An 11,747-nucleotide genomic window follows, 5' to 3' on the forward strand; every position below is an offset into this window, starting at 1 on the left:
GGCTTCCGCGAGGGCCGCACGCGCCTCCCGCGTTCGCAGCCGGCGGAGCGCGATCCCCGCCACGACGAGCTGGAAGGAGGCATGCAAGGCAGGCGGAAGAGGAGCGGGATCGAGCGCCAGGAGCATGTGCTCGGCCTCTTCGAGGCGGCCGATGAGAAGCAGCCGCCGGATCTGCAGATAAAGCGCATAGGCGGCATTGACGCGGTCGCCGCGTGCCAGCAGCGTCTGCCGCGCCCTCTCCAGCGCCTTCACCGGCCAGCCGAGGTCGCGCGAGACGAGCGCGATCTCGGCCTCGGCGACGGTGCAGCGCGCACGGGCGACGGCCTCCTTCGCGCCAAAGGCGCGTCCGGCGCTTTTCAGGAGGGCCTTGGCCCGCGCGAGATCGCCGAGCTGCGCCATGGCGATGCCCCTCAGCGCCAGCGCCGGCGCATCGCCGCGCAAGGCGACGCGGTTCAGCGCGCCGAAGGGATCGCCCGCCGCCAGCGCACGCGCCGCAGCCGTGATCAGCGAGTCCATTCAAATCCCGCCAGCATTGTCACTCCCACCGCTCGCCTCCCCGGCCCTAGGGTCACGGCCACCACGCAAGCGTGGTCGTGACGCAACGGACAGGAAGGAGCATCGCAAATGCCCGACATCTTGCACAGGGTGGGAATCAAATCGTCGTCCCCGGACGCCACATACAATGCACTTGCCACCATCCAGGGACTGACCGACTGGTGGACCTACGACACCAAGGGCGAAAGCCGGACCGGCGGCGTGATCAAGTTCCGCTTCGGATCGCCGACGGAGCCGGGGCCGGGCTTCGACATGAAGGTTCTCGAGCTCGAGCCTTCGAAGCGCGTGCTGTGGCAGGTGATCGACGGGCCGGAGGAATGGATCGGCACCAGGGTGGGCTTCGACCTCCGGCAGGACGACGACTACACCATCGTGCTCTTCAGGCACGAAGGTTGGCGGGAGCCGGTCGAATTCATGCATCATTGCAGCACCAAATGGGCGTTGTTCCTGATGAGCCTGAAGGGGCTCGTCGAAACTGGAAAGGGTGCGCCCCATCCCGATGATGTGCGCATCGACAACTGGAAATAGGCCGTGGTGGCGCGGGCCGGCCGGTCCGCGCCTCAGGAAAAGTCCTTCGGCTTCAGAAAATGCGACAGACACGCGCCGCCGAAGCCGAGATCCGCCCACGCGCCGTCGAAGGTGAAGTGGGCGAGCGCCGCGGTGGGAAACTTGCGCCCCATGCCGTCGAGCGCGGCTTCGTCGGAACCGGGGCCGGCAAGGCCCGCCGCCAGCGCCTCGAGGCCGGGATTGTGGCCGACGAGAAGAAGGCGCGCAGCGGCCTCGGGCGTCTTGCGGACCGCCGCCAGGAGCCGATCTGCAGAAGCCATGTAGAGCGCCTCGTCATAGGCAGCCGCCTCGCTCTCCAGGCCGAGTTCGCCAGCGACCAGCCGCCAGGTCTGCCGGGCACGGCGAGCGGCCGACACCAGCACCCGGTCGGGCTGCCAGCCGCGCCGGGCGATCTCGCGCCCCATGAGAGGCGCAGCACGCCGGCCGCGCGGCGCAAGCGGCCGTTCGAAATCCCCCAGCGCCGGGTCGTCCCAGCTCGATTTCGCGTGGCGGAGCAGAATCAGTTCCTTCACGTGCGCCTCCCTGGAAAACGCGGGCAAGATGCGTCCGACGCGACGACGAGGCAAGGCCAGGCAGAAGCGACTTTTCGAGCTTTTTTACCCGGGTATATTGACGGGAATATTACACCCGGGTAAAACCATAGCGATCCAGGAGACGACGATGGCTACCTACACCGCCTTTCATGGCAAACGACATCTGGCGAGCGGCGCGGCGGCCGACGTCGCACTGGCCGCCAAGGCCGTGCTCGACGCGCATCCGGCGGCCGACGTGCTGATCTTCGACGACGAGACGGGGCGCCAGACCGATTTCAACCTGACCGGCAGCCAGGCTGAGGTGACGGCACGGCTGGCACCGGCCCCGGCTGCGCCGCGCCCGCCCGGCCGGCCCAGGCTCGGCGTGGTGGCGCGGGAGGTGACGCTGCTGCCGCGCCAATGGGACTGGCTCGGAAGGCAACCGGGCGGCGCCTCGGCGACGCTGCGCAAGCTGGTGGACGCGGCGCGCACCGCCAACGCACCGCGCGAGCGGATGCGGCAGGCGCAGGCGGCGGCCGACCGCTTCATGATGGCCATGCTGGGCGACCAGCCGGGCTATGAGGAAGCCGCGCGCGCGCTCTATGCAGGAGATGCCAGGGCCTTCCATGCCCGCATCCTTGGCTGGCCGGCCGACCTGAAGGCACATGTGGAACGCCTGGCGGCCCCCGCCTTCACCGCCGAGCCCTCCAAAACGGCTTCTTCGCCAGGAGGGTTCGCCTGACATTTCGCGGAAATGCGCAGCGCGGTTTCGGTGGAAATCCGCGCCTCCTCCTGCACGCTGCCGGACAACATGGATAAGCTGCAGACCCCTAGGACGGGGTTTTGATCGGAGCGAAGGATGGCGCTGAGGATATTGTCGCTCAACGTGTGGGGCGGAAAGCTCTACGACGCCCTGATGCCCTATCTTTTAGCCGCCGCCCCCGACGTGCTCTGTCTGCAAGAGGTGGTGCGCACGCCGGCGGTTCCTGTCCCGTGGCTCACCTATCGCGACGGCGAGACGATCCTTCCCCAGCGCACCAACCTGTTCGATGAGATCCGCGCCCTTTTTCCGGAGCACGATGCCATTTTCGCCCCTGCCGCCGGTGGTCTGCTCCACGGCGAAGATGGAACCAGCTTTCCTTCGCAATTCGGGCTCGCCACGCTGGTGCATCGCTCCTTCTCCATCATCGGCCAATCGCTGGATTTCGTGCACGGACGCTTTTCCGACGAAGATTGGGGCGCCCATCCGAGGCCGCGCAACGCCCATTGCCTTCGCCTGGTCGATCAGCGGGACGGCGGAACGCTGACGATCGCCCAGATGCACGGGCTGCGCGACCCTGCGGGCAAGCACGACACGCCGGCCCGCACGGCGCAGGCGAAGGCGCTGGTCCGCCTGATCGAGCGCACACGGCAGAAGGACGACCGGCTGGTGGTGTGCGGCGATTTCAATGTCCTCCCCTCCAGCATCACTTTCGAGGCGCTCGGCGAACTCGGGCTGCGCGATTTGGTGACGGAGCGCGGTCACGCCGACACCCGCACTTCGCATTACCAGAAAACGCCGCGCTTCGCCGACTACCTGCTGGTGACACCGCAGGTGGATGTGGTGGATTTCCAGGTGGTGGCGGAGCCGGAAGTCTCCGACCACCGGGCTCTGGTTCTCGACATGCGGTGAGCTCAACGCTCAAGCACGATCTCGCGCAACGGATCGCCGCCATCGATGAACAGCCGTCCGCCGGGGCGAAGAGCGGCGGCGATGCGGTCGAGCGCCAGCTTGCCGGCTTGCGGATGCCGCCCGTCGAGCGCACCGACCCGCACGGCAAAGGCAAGGTCGAAAGGTGCTTCGCCCGCCTCCAGCGCAAAGGCCTCGGCAGCCACCTGGCGCAGGCTGAGCCGCCCTGCCCGAATCTCCTCGGCACAGGCGGAGCGGGCCTGGCCGATGGCCTTTGCCGACCGGTCTATGGCAAGCACGTGGCCATCGCCGATCCGCCGCGCCACGGCGCGCGCCGCCGCGCCCGGCCCGCAGCCGATCTCCAGGACGCGCAAGCCCGGCCTCAGCGGCAGCGCTTCGACGATGGCGGCAAGGCGCGCCGATAGATCCTCGCTCATGAGCTCTCCTTTCGCGGTTACCCGGCCGCCGCCTCCACTCGGCCCGCCGGCGGCGTGAGCGTCTTGTACATGACGGTCGTCGCATCGAGCTGATCGACGAAGGGATCACGGCAATAGCCGGGGATGATGCCGGCCGTCACGAAGCCGAGCGAGGCGTAGAGCGGCTCGGCCTTGTCGCCGGTACGCGTGTCGAGCGTGATGAGCGCCCGCCCCGACTGGCGGGCTTGGCTTTCGAGCGCCACCATCAGCGCCCGGGCGATGCCCTGCCGGCGAAATGCCGGATGCACCAGCAGCTTCGAGGCCTCGGCGCGGTGCGGCTGGTTGGCCGGCGTTTCGGTGACGAGTTGCACCGTGCCAGCAGGCCGCCCGTCCACCCAGGCGACGAGCAGGATGCGGCCGCCGGCACGCAGCGACGGAAAGACCCTGTCACGCCAGAACGCCTCCGCCTCGGCGGTCGAGAAAGGCAGGATGAAACCGATGCTGGCGCCGTCATGCACGCAGGCATGAAGCAGCGCGCCGAGCGCTTCGAGATGGCGTTCGGCCTCGGCGGCCGACAGGCTTTCGATGATGGGGGCGGAACTGTCGACCATGCATCCTCACACAACGAAGAGAAGATAGCGGGCACCGCTGTCCGGCGGCGTCGAGAAGCTGTTCGGCCCGCGAAGCTGGTAACGCAGGCAGTCGCCGGGCAAAAGCCTGTGTTCGGCGCCGCCGACGCTCATCGTCAGGCGGCCCTCGAGGAGAACCAGGTGATGTTCGAGCCCGGGACGCGGCGGCCCCTCATAGGCGAGGCGGGCGCCCGGCGGCAGCGCCCCTTCCAGCACCTCGCCGGCCAACGCCGGCGCCGGCGGCGAGACGGCGCGGCGGCGAAAGCCGCTCTGCGGATCGACCCACAGGCTCTGGGCATCGCGCCGGACCACGGCCGGATACTCGTCCTCGACCAGATAGAGCAACCGCGACAGCGTCATGCCATAGGCGGTGCACAGTTTGCCGAGCACGGCAGCAGTCGGGCTCACCTCGGCGTTTTCGAGGCGCGACAGCGTCGCGCGGCTGACGCCGCTCGTCTGCGCCAGCGCTTCCAGAGACCAGCCTCGCTCCGCCCGCATGGAGCGCAGACGCTGGGCAATGCGCGTGTCGAGCGCGGCTTCATCAAGATTTCCCATATGTGGGAAAATATCTCAAAACTGGATTTTGGCAACCGGCATTTTCATAGGCCCATCTTCAACGCCCTGCCCTGCGGACGCCTCGACAGACTCAGTGAAAGAAATTATCTATAATCCATGAGCGAGCACAAAGAGACCAAGGCGGCACAGATCAGCCGCATCCTTGCCGAGCGCATCGTCTCCGGCGCCCTCGAACCGGGTGCGCGACTGAGGCAGGACCACATTGCCGAGGAGTTCGGCGCCAGCCACGTGCCCGTACGCGAGGCCTTCCGGCTGCTGGAGGCGCAGGGGCTCGCCGTCAGTGAGCCGCGCCGCGGCGTGCGCGTCGCCGCCTTCGACCTCGGCCAAGTGCGCGAGGTGGCTGAGATGCGCGCGGCGCTCGAAGTGCTGGCGCTGCGCAATGCGGCCGAGCATCTGACACCGGCGATCCTCAACGCGGCGGAAGAGGCGATCATTGCCGGCGACAGGGCACGCGACGTTGCCGCCTGGGAAGAGGCGAACCGCCGCTTCCACCGGCTTCTGGCGGCGCCGTGCGGCATGCCGCGCCTGCTGGCGGCGATCGACGATCTGCACGCGGCAAGCGCCCGCTTCCTCTTTTCCGCCTGGCGCTCAAACTGGGAAACGCGCACGGATCGCGACCACCGGGCGATCCTTGTGCATCTGCGGCGCGGCGAGGTGGACGCCGCCTGCGCCGTGCTCGCCCGTCATGTCCGCTGGATCGGCCAACGCCCCGTCGAGACGGCCTCCGGCAAACGCCGCGAGGCCTTTCTCATCGAGGGGTAACACCGAGCGAGGCGGGTTTCGACCGATCGTCCTCAGGTGTCGCGCAGCAGACCGGGAAAGAACTGATAGACCCAGGTCTCGCTCAGCGCATTGCCCCGATGCCGCAGGAACATGCGCAGGTTCACCGGCTCCGAGCCGTTGGCCGTGAGGTCGAACAAGGCGCGCCAGCGCTGCGTGCCGACCACCGGATAGGCCACGACGTTGTCGATCTCGCCGCGACTTGCCTCGACCACCGCCTCGACACCGCTGTCGCGGTCGAGGCCGTCGAGCACCGGGCCTTCGAGATCGACCGCGAACTTCGTCGCGCCCGGCGGCCGCGGCTGCCCCGGAACGCCGCCAAGGCCGGTACGCGTCGCCACGACCCGCGCCGTCTCGAACCCGCGGCCGGGCGTGTCGGCGACCCAGTGGAGGCGGTAGTGCATGTCGTGCCGGTCTCCGGCGCGCGGCGTGCCGGCCGGAACCCAGAACGCGCCGATATTGTCGTGGATCTCGTCGTCCGTCGGGATTTCCAGGAGCTCGACCGACCCTTCGCCCCACCCCTGCAGCGGCTCGACCCAGAGGCTCGCCCGCTTCTCGTAGAACACGCCGTCGTCCTGGTAGTTCTCGAAATCGCGGTCGCGCTGCATGAGGCCGAACCCGCGGGGATTGTTGTCGGCAAAGGCGTTGACCATGGTCCTGGGAGGATTGGCGATCGGCCGCCAGATGCGCTCGCCCTCGCCCGTCCAGATTTCCAGCCCGTCGGAATCGTGGATTTCAGGCCGCCAGTCCTTGGCCACCTGGCGATTGTTCTCGCCATACCAGAACATCGAGGTCAGCGGCGCGATGCCGAGGCGCTCGACATCTTCCCTGAGGATGATCGTCGCCTCGACGTCCTGGACGATGCCCTCGTCCCGGCGGCTCTCGATGCGATAGGCACCTGCCACGCTCGGCCCGTTCATGAGGGCGTGGATGATGATGCCGCCATGGTTCGCCCGCTCCAGCCAGAAGCGCGTGAACCGCGGAAACTCCTCGGGCCCGCGCGCCGCGGCGGCATCGACGACGATGCCGCGCGCCGAAAGCCCGAACTGGTCGAACGGCCCCGAGGTGCGGAAATAGGTGCCGCCGAGAAAGGCCATCCAGTCATTCTTCTGGTCGCCGTTCATGACGCGGAAACCCGCGAAGCCGGCGCTCTGCAGATCCCTGGCCGGGTGATCCTCCGGCATGTCGAAATAGTCCTGCCGGAAATCGAGATGACGGGCCTTGCCATCCTCCACCACCCAGATGTCGACCGGTTGCTTGAAATAGCGCCCCGGATGGAAGAAGCGCACGGCCGGCCCCTCCTGCGCGTCGCGCCACAGGGTCCGCTCCGGGCGATAGGTGATCTGGTTGTGAAGATCGTAGTCGATCTCTTCCAGGATATCTTCTCCGGCAACGGGCTGCGGTGCATAGTGACTGCCGGCCAGCTCCTCGGCCATGCGCTTGACCGCGGCAAAGGAGAACGGTTCCGGTGGACCCAGATCGATGGTGCCTTCGGCCGCCGCGCGGCCGATCGCCGGCAACAGCGAAAACGCGCCGGCAGCGAGGCCCGTGGCCAGGACAGCGCGCCGCGTCGGTCTGTCGGTCATGAATGCAACTCCATTGGATCTCGCGCGTCCCCCGCGAAACCAGCCGAACCTAGTGTGCCGCACCGCACACACGCAACGGGCGCAACCAGGGCAAGCGCCGCAACCGGATCACTTTCTGCAGCCAACGTTACAGTGCTTGATCGGACGTGCTGCCGAGGTAGTGCGGCAGGACTCGCCGCGGCGGCCGAACGGCGAGCGACAAAACGGCGAAATTTGCACTCCTCCCCGACACGGCTTGCAATCGTCCCGGCGATGTGGATTCATTAATAGATCAAATATCAAAATTATCTATAATTTAGAGAGGATCTCCGATGACCCACAGCCTTGCGACGCGACCGGTGACGACGGACGGCTCCGGACTGCTGCAACTGGGCGGCCGCTCGGCCATCGTCAAGTCAGGGGCCGTGCTGCTCGGGACGCTGTTCCTGGCACTCTCCTCGCAGATCGAGGTGCCGATGGTTCCCGTGCCGATGACGATGCAGACCTTCGCGGTGGCGCTGATCGGCGCGCTCTACGGCGCCAGGCTCGGCACCCTGACGGTGCTCGCCTGGCTCGGCGAGGCCGCACTCGGCCTGCCGGTGCTGGCGGGCGGCGCTGCCGGCCTTGCCCATTTCGCCGGCCCCACCGCCGGCTATCTCGCCGCCTTCCCGATCATGGCCGGCATGGTCGGCCTTCTGGCCGAACGCGGCTGGGACGCGCGGCGCCCTCTCCTCGCCTTCGCCGCAATGCTGGCGGCGAATGCGCTGTGCCTGGTGATGGGCGGCGCGTGGCTCGCCGCGCTGATCGGCCCGCAGAAGGCGCTGGCCCTCGGCGTCGCGCCCTTCGTCCTCGGCGGCGTCCTGAAATCGGCACTCGGCGCGGCGACGCTGGTGGCGCTGGCGCGGGCCATCCGGCGGACGCCGCGCGCATGACGATCCGACTGCGCGCGCATCATCTCCTGTGCATGCTGACTTACGCGGGGCGGGGCTACAGCCCCGCCTTCACCGCCAATTACGACCGGCTGGCGGCGCGCATCGCGGCGGGAGAAGACCTTCTCCTGGTGCAGGGACCGGACGACATCTGCCGGCCCCTGCTCGCCGGGCAGGCGCCGCATTGCCTTCGCCGCGGCCCTGCCGAACGGGACGCCGCCGCCGCCACAGCCCTTGCACGGCTGCTCGACAGGCCGATCGCTCCCGGCATCCGCCTGGTGCCGGACGATGCGCTGCTCGAGCGGCTGCGCGCAGCCTTCGCCAAGGGCAGCACCCGCAAGGCCTGCCTCGGCTGCGAATGGAGCGATTTTTGCAGCAGCATCGCGCGGGACGGTTTCCGCGCCGCCGCGCTGTAGAGCACCGGCACGCCGCCATCTTGTGTCACATTCCCTTTCGTGCGATAGATGCGGCACGTTCGGGTGCTTGCAAACCCGGAGACTGGACGCGTTTGATGGACGACCCCTTTCCCCGACCTTGTTAAACTCTCGACGGCTGCGAACCTGCGCACGTTGTGCAGACGCGACTTCTCTAAGGGAATAGGAGTTCCCCATGGCCCAGACCGGCACCGTTAAATTCTTCAACTCCAGCAAGGGCTTCGGCTTCATCACGCCGGACGACGGCGCGAAGGACGTGTTCGTCCACATCTCCGCAGTCGAGCGCTCCGGCATGACCACGCTGACGGACGGCCAGAAGGTTTCCTTCGACGTCGAGCCCGACCGCATGGGCAAGGGTCCGAAGGCCGTCAACCTGTCGGCTGCCTGATCCGCCCCACAGGCGATTGCGCATTTCGAGCGCGGCGGTCTTCCGCCGCGCTTTTTCTTTGCCCGCCAGGATTGCATTTGCAGCCGACCTGGCCGTTGGTCCCCTTCACAAAAGTTTCGCTTGCCCGGCTGGAAAAAATCGGGGAAGCTCCCGATCATTCGGGCATTTGCCGGCCCGGAGACTGGAATGGCATGCCCTGACAGAGGACCTTGATGGAAATCCCTGCGGGAAGTCGCGTTGACGATGGTGATGAATACATGCGGTTGCGGACCATGCGCCACAACCACATGTCCCAGCGGGGTCGACGCGAAGCTGACTGTTTCTTCTCCCCCAGTAAACGACCGATGACGCCATGGGCCAAAACCCGCCAAGAGGTTGGCCTGCCGAAACCAGCTTGAAGGGAGAAAGGACTCCTTCCAATGTCGCAGAGTGGTACCGTTAAGTTCTTCAACCAGGCCAAGGGATACGGGTTCATCACCCCGGATGATGGCCAGAAGGATGTCTTCGTTCATATTTCCGCCGTCCAGGCATCGGGACTGCCAGGGCTCGAGGACGGCCAGAAGGTGACGTTCGAGACCGAGCCGGACAAGCGCGGCAAGGGGCCGAAAGCCGTCAATCTGACGGTCGCCTCGTGACGCCTGCCGCCGGAAGCGCCCGCAGCGCTCCGGCGTGAACTACAAGATACGGCGGCGACAACCGCACGCCGCGAACCGGCCCCGGCTCCCGGGGCCGGATTGAAGCATTTACCTTCGCTTCGATGGAAACAGACCCCGTCGCGGGATGATGCATCGCTCTTCGGCAGCCGCCAATCTTCTTTCGCACGCCATTCACGTACAGATCCGTACAACGCCCTTGGGCGGTTGCAGGTAGCGAAAACCGCCGCCGTCCCGCGCGGGGTCGAGGCCGCATCCTTGCCTTGTTCAGGTGCCATTCATGGACGATCGCCTATTTCCGGCATCAGGCCGCTGCCCCCGAAGCGGCTCGAGTTGAAGAGGTAAAGTGATGAAACGCTTTTTTAAGACGGGCATGCTCTCGCTGGCCGTTGCCGCGACGACGCTCGCAGCAATCTCCACGGCGGACGCCGGCCACCGGTATCACAGGCATCGCGACAATGGCGACCTGGTCGCCGCGGGCGTACTCGGCCTGGCCGCGGGCGCCATCGTCGGCGGCCTGCTCTCCTCGCCGCCGAGCAGCGGACGCGTCTATATCGACCCGCCCTACCGCCCTGCCGAGCCGGCCTATTACCCGACCTACCGGGAATACCGCCCCGCCTATCGGGAGTATCGGCCGACCTACCGCGAAGCCTATCCGGCGCGCCCGGCCTATTATCGCGGCTCGCTCGAACCCTGGACGCGCGACTGGTATCGCTATTGCTCGTCGCGCTACCGCAGCTTCGACCCCAACAGCGGCACTTTCATGGGCTATGACGGCCGCCGCCACTTCTGCCAGGCGAACTGAGCCGGCACGGACAGGCGCCCTGCGGCCTCGACCGCGACGGGCGCCTGCCCCTTCAAAAAATCCCCTGCCCCAAAAAGAAGGCCGAGCTCCTGCTCGGCCTTTTCTTGATTCAAATTTTTTGGAAATCTTCCCAAAACTGGAAGATGTAAAATGCGAGCATTTGGTCTATTTAAAAACAGACACAAACGCTCAGAGAAAAAATTATATTTTAAAACAACATCGTTATATAAAGATCTTCTACAAAGAACTTTTATAAACGCCGATTTCATAATCAAGCGCTCCAGGCATTGCAATACTATGTTTAGTCAAATGCGCCATTGATAAACCGCTGCCTGATAGCGGCAACGCAAGCGCGTCTCAAACGAGGAACGGATTGCTGCGCCGTTCGTCCCCGAAACGACCGCCCGGACCGTGGCCGCAGAGGAAGCCGACATCATCGCCGAGCGGCAGGAGCTTTTCCTTGATGGAGCGGATCAGGGCGTCATGATCGCCGCCCGGCAGGTCGGTGCGGCCGACGGAGCCGTGGAACAGAACGTCGCCGACATGGGCGAAGCGCGCAGCGCGGTTGAAGAAGACCACGTGCCCGGGAGCATGGCCGGGACAATGCAGCACCTCGAAGACATGCGTGCCGAAGGATACGGTCTCCCCCTCGGTGAGGAACCGGTCGGGCACGGCGTTCCGCACGCCCTCCGGCAGACCGAACATGCGGGCCTGATTCTCCAGGTTGGAGAGCAGGTCGCGGTCAGCCTCGTGCGGCCCGATGATGTCGACACCGAGCGCCTCCTTGAGATCCATCGCGCCGCCGGCGTGATCGATGTGCCCGTGCGTCAGCCAGATCGCCTCGACGAGGATGCCGTTGTCCTCGACGGCGGCGCGGATGCGCTCGACCTCGCCGCCCGGATCGACGACGACGCCGTGCTTCTCGCTCTCGTCGAACAGGATGGTGCAGTTCTGTTGAAACGGGGTTACCGGAATGATCCCGGCGCGCAGCGCACCCATGGGCTTCTCCTAGTGGTCTGACCGAAACAGATGGTACCATCTGTTTCGACAAGTCGACCCACAAGCTGTTGATCTGGTGGGGCGATTTTTCCCAACAGATGGGTACCATCTGTTGGGATCGCACCACTAGCATGATGACGGAGCCCGAGGCCCCTTCCCGGTCGTCAGCCCGCCTTTATCCGCCAGCCTACACCAGGGAGGCGGGTTCTGCAGGCGGCGAAATGGCGGCTTCCGCAGGAACGCCCGAACGCAAAGAGCGGGCGGCCCCGG

Annotated in this window: 15 protein-coding genes and 1 pseudogene; 9 read left to right on the top strand and 7 right to left on the bottom strand. The window is 66.4% G+C overall.

What is annotated here, in order from left to right:
• Positions 1 to 516: pseudogene (locus NUU27_RS23295) on the bottom strand (helix-turn-helix domain-containing protein); the annotation flags it as partial.
• 108 nt (positions 517 to 624) lie between these two features.
• On the opposite strand from NUU27_RS23295, the gene NUU27_RS23300 reads away from it, so the two are divergent.
• Positions 625 to 1,083, top strand: a complete 459-nt coding sequence (locus NUU27_RS23300) for an SRPBCC domain-containing protein (RefSeq protein WP_257764691.1) — start codon at positions 625 to 627, stop codon at positions 1,081 to 1,083.
• A gap of 32 nt (positions 1,084 to 1,115) precedes the next feature.
• Here the strand turns inward: NUU27_RS23300 and NUU27_RS23305 are convergent, their stop codons facing one another.
• The gene (locus NUU27_RS23305; RefSeq protein WP_257764692.1) at positions 1,116 to 1,634 is read right to left on the bottom strand and encodes a histidine phosphatase family protein; all 519 of its coding nucleotides are present in this window, start codon (positions 1,632 to 1,634) and stop codon (positions 1,116 to 1,118) included.
• Positions 1,635 to 1,782: 148 nt separating this feature from the next.
• On the opposite strand from NUU27_RS23305, the gene NUU27_RS23310 reads away from it, so the two are divergent.
• A complete protein-coding gene (locus NUU27_RS23310) occupies positions 1,783 to 2,376 on the top strand; it encodes a DUF2239 family protein (RefSeq protein WP_257764693.1) in 594 nt (197 codons plus the stop codon).
• 123 nt (positions 2,377 to 2,499) lie between these two features.
• Positions 2,500 to 3,306: an endonuclease/exonuclease/phosphatase family protein gene (locus NUU27_RS23315; RefSeq protein ID WP_257764705.1), complete on the top strand. Its 807-nt coding sequence runs from the start codon at positions 2,500 to 2,502 to the stop codon at positions 3,304 to 3,306.
• 2 nt (positions 3,307 to 3,308) lie between these two features.
• Here the strand turns inward: NUU27_RS23315 and NUU27_RS23320 are convergent, their stop codons facing one another.
• From NUU27_RS23320 to NUU27_RS23330, 3 genes are read right to left on the bottom strand one after another with little or no spacing between them, the layout of a single operon-like run.
• On the bottom strand, positions 3,309 to 3,740 hold the full coding sequence (locus tag NUU27_RS23320; RefSeq protein WP_257764694.1) for a cyclopropane-fatty-acyl-phospholipid synthase family protein: 432 nt from the start codon (positions 3,738 to 3,740) through the stop codon (positions 3,309 to 3,311).
• Between the two features lie 17 nt (positions 3,741 to 3,757).
• Positions 3,758 to 4,330, bottom strand: a complete 573-nt coding sequence (locus NUU27_RS23325) for a GNAT family N-acetyltransferase (protein ID WP_257764695.1) — start codon at positions 4,328 to 4,330, stop codon at positions 3,758 to 3,760.
• A 6-nt stretch (positions 4,331 to 4,336) separates the two neighbouring features.
• Positions 4,337 to 4,903 (bottom strand): helix-turn-helix domain-containing protein, encoded by a 567-nt coding sequence (locus NUU27_RS23330; protein WP_257764696.1) that lies wholly within the window; start codon positions 4,901 to 4,903, stop codon positions 4,337 to 4,339.
• Positions 4,904 to 5,020: 117 nt separating this feature from the next.
• Here NUU27_RS23330 and NUU27_RS23335 point away from each other — a divergent pair, with 117 nt between their 5' ends.
• Positions 5,021 to 5,686, top strand: coding sequence for a GntR family transcriptional regulator (locus NUU27_RS23335; RefSeq protein WP_257764697.1), 666 nt, complete (start codon positions 5,021 to 5,023; stop codon positions 5,684 to 5,686).
• A 32-nt stretch (positions 5,687 to 5,718) separates the two neighbouring features.
• Here NUU27_RS23335 and NUU27_RS23340 read toward each other — a convergent pair whose 3' ends face one another.
• Complete coding sequence (locus NUU27_RS23340; RefSeq protein ID WP_257764698.1) at positions 5,719 to 7,290, bottom strand: glucan biosynthesis protein; 1,572 nt, start codon at positions 7,288 to 7,290, stop codon at positions 5,719 to 5,721.
• Between the two features lie 311 nt (positions 7,291 to 7,601).
• Here NUU27_RS23340 and NUU27_RS23345 point away from each other — a divergent pair, with 311 nt between their 5' ends.
• From NUU27_RS23345 to NUU27_RS23365, 5 genes are all read left to right on the top strand, one after another.
• Positions 7,602 to 8,201 carry a biotin transporter BioY gene (locus NUU27_RS23345; RefSeq protein WP_257764699.1) on the top strand — a complete coding sequence of 200 codons (600 nt, stop codon included), beginning with the start codon at positions 7,602 to 7,604 and terminating at the stop codon, positions 8,199 to 8,201.
• The gene (locus NUU27_RS23350) at positions 8,198 to 8,614 is read left to right on the top strand and encodes a DUF1284 domain-containing protein (protein WP_257764700.1); all 417 of its coding nucleotides are present in this window, start codon (positions 8,198 to 8,200) and stop codon (positions 8,612 to 8,614) included. The genes NUU27_RS23345 and NUU27_RS23350 overlap by 4 nt, the downstream gene beginning before the upstream one ends.
• A gap of 193 nt (positions 8,615 to 8,807) precedes the next feature.
• A complete protein-coding gene (locus tag NUU27_RS23355) occupies positions 8,808 to 9,020 on the top strand; it encodes a cold-shock protein (RefSeq protein WP_257764701.1) in 213 nt (70 codons plus the stop codon).
• Between the two features lie 419 nt (positions 9,021 to 9,439).
• Entirely contained in the window at positions 9,440 to 9,655 is a 216-nt protein-coding gene (locus NUU27_RS23360; RefSeq protein ID WP_257764702.1) for a cold-shock protein, read from the top strand.
• A gap of 367 nt (positions 9,656 to 10,022) precedes the next feature.
• Complete coding sequence (locus tag NUU27_RS23365; protein ID WP_257764703.1) at positions 10,023 to 10,478, top strand: BA14K family protein; 456 nt, start codon at positions 10,023 to 10,025, stop codon at positions 10,476 to 10,478.
• 357 nt (positions 10,479 to 10,835) lie between these two features.
• On the opposite strand, the gene NUU27_RS23370 is transcribed toward NUU27_RS23365, so the two are convergent.
• Entirely contained in the window at positions 10,836 to 11,477 is a 642-nt protein-coding gene (locus NUU27_RS23370) for an MBL fold metallo-hydrolase (RefSeq protein ID WP_257764704.1), read from the bottom strand.
• Positions 11,478 to 11,747 lie beyond the last annotated feature (270 nt).

The organism is Nitratireductor sp. ZSWI3 (genome assembly GCF_024655565.1).
Lineage (GTDB): Bacteria > Pseudomonadota > Alphaproteobacteria > Rhizobiales > Rhizobiaceae > Nitratireductor.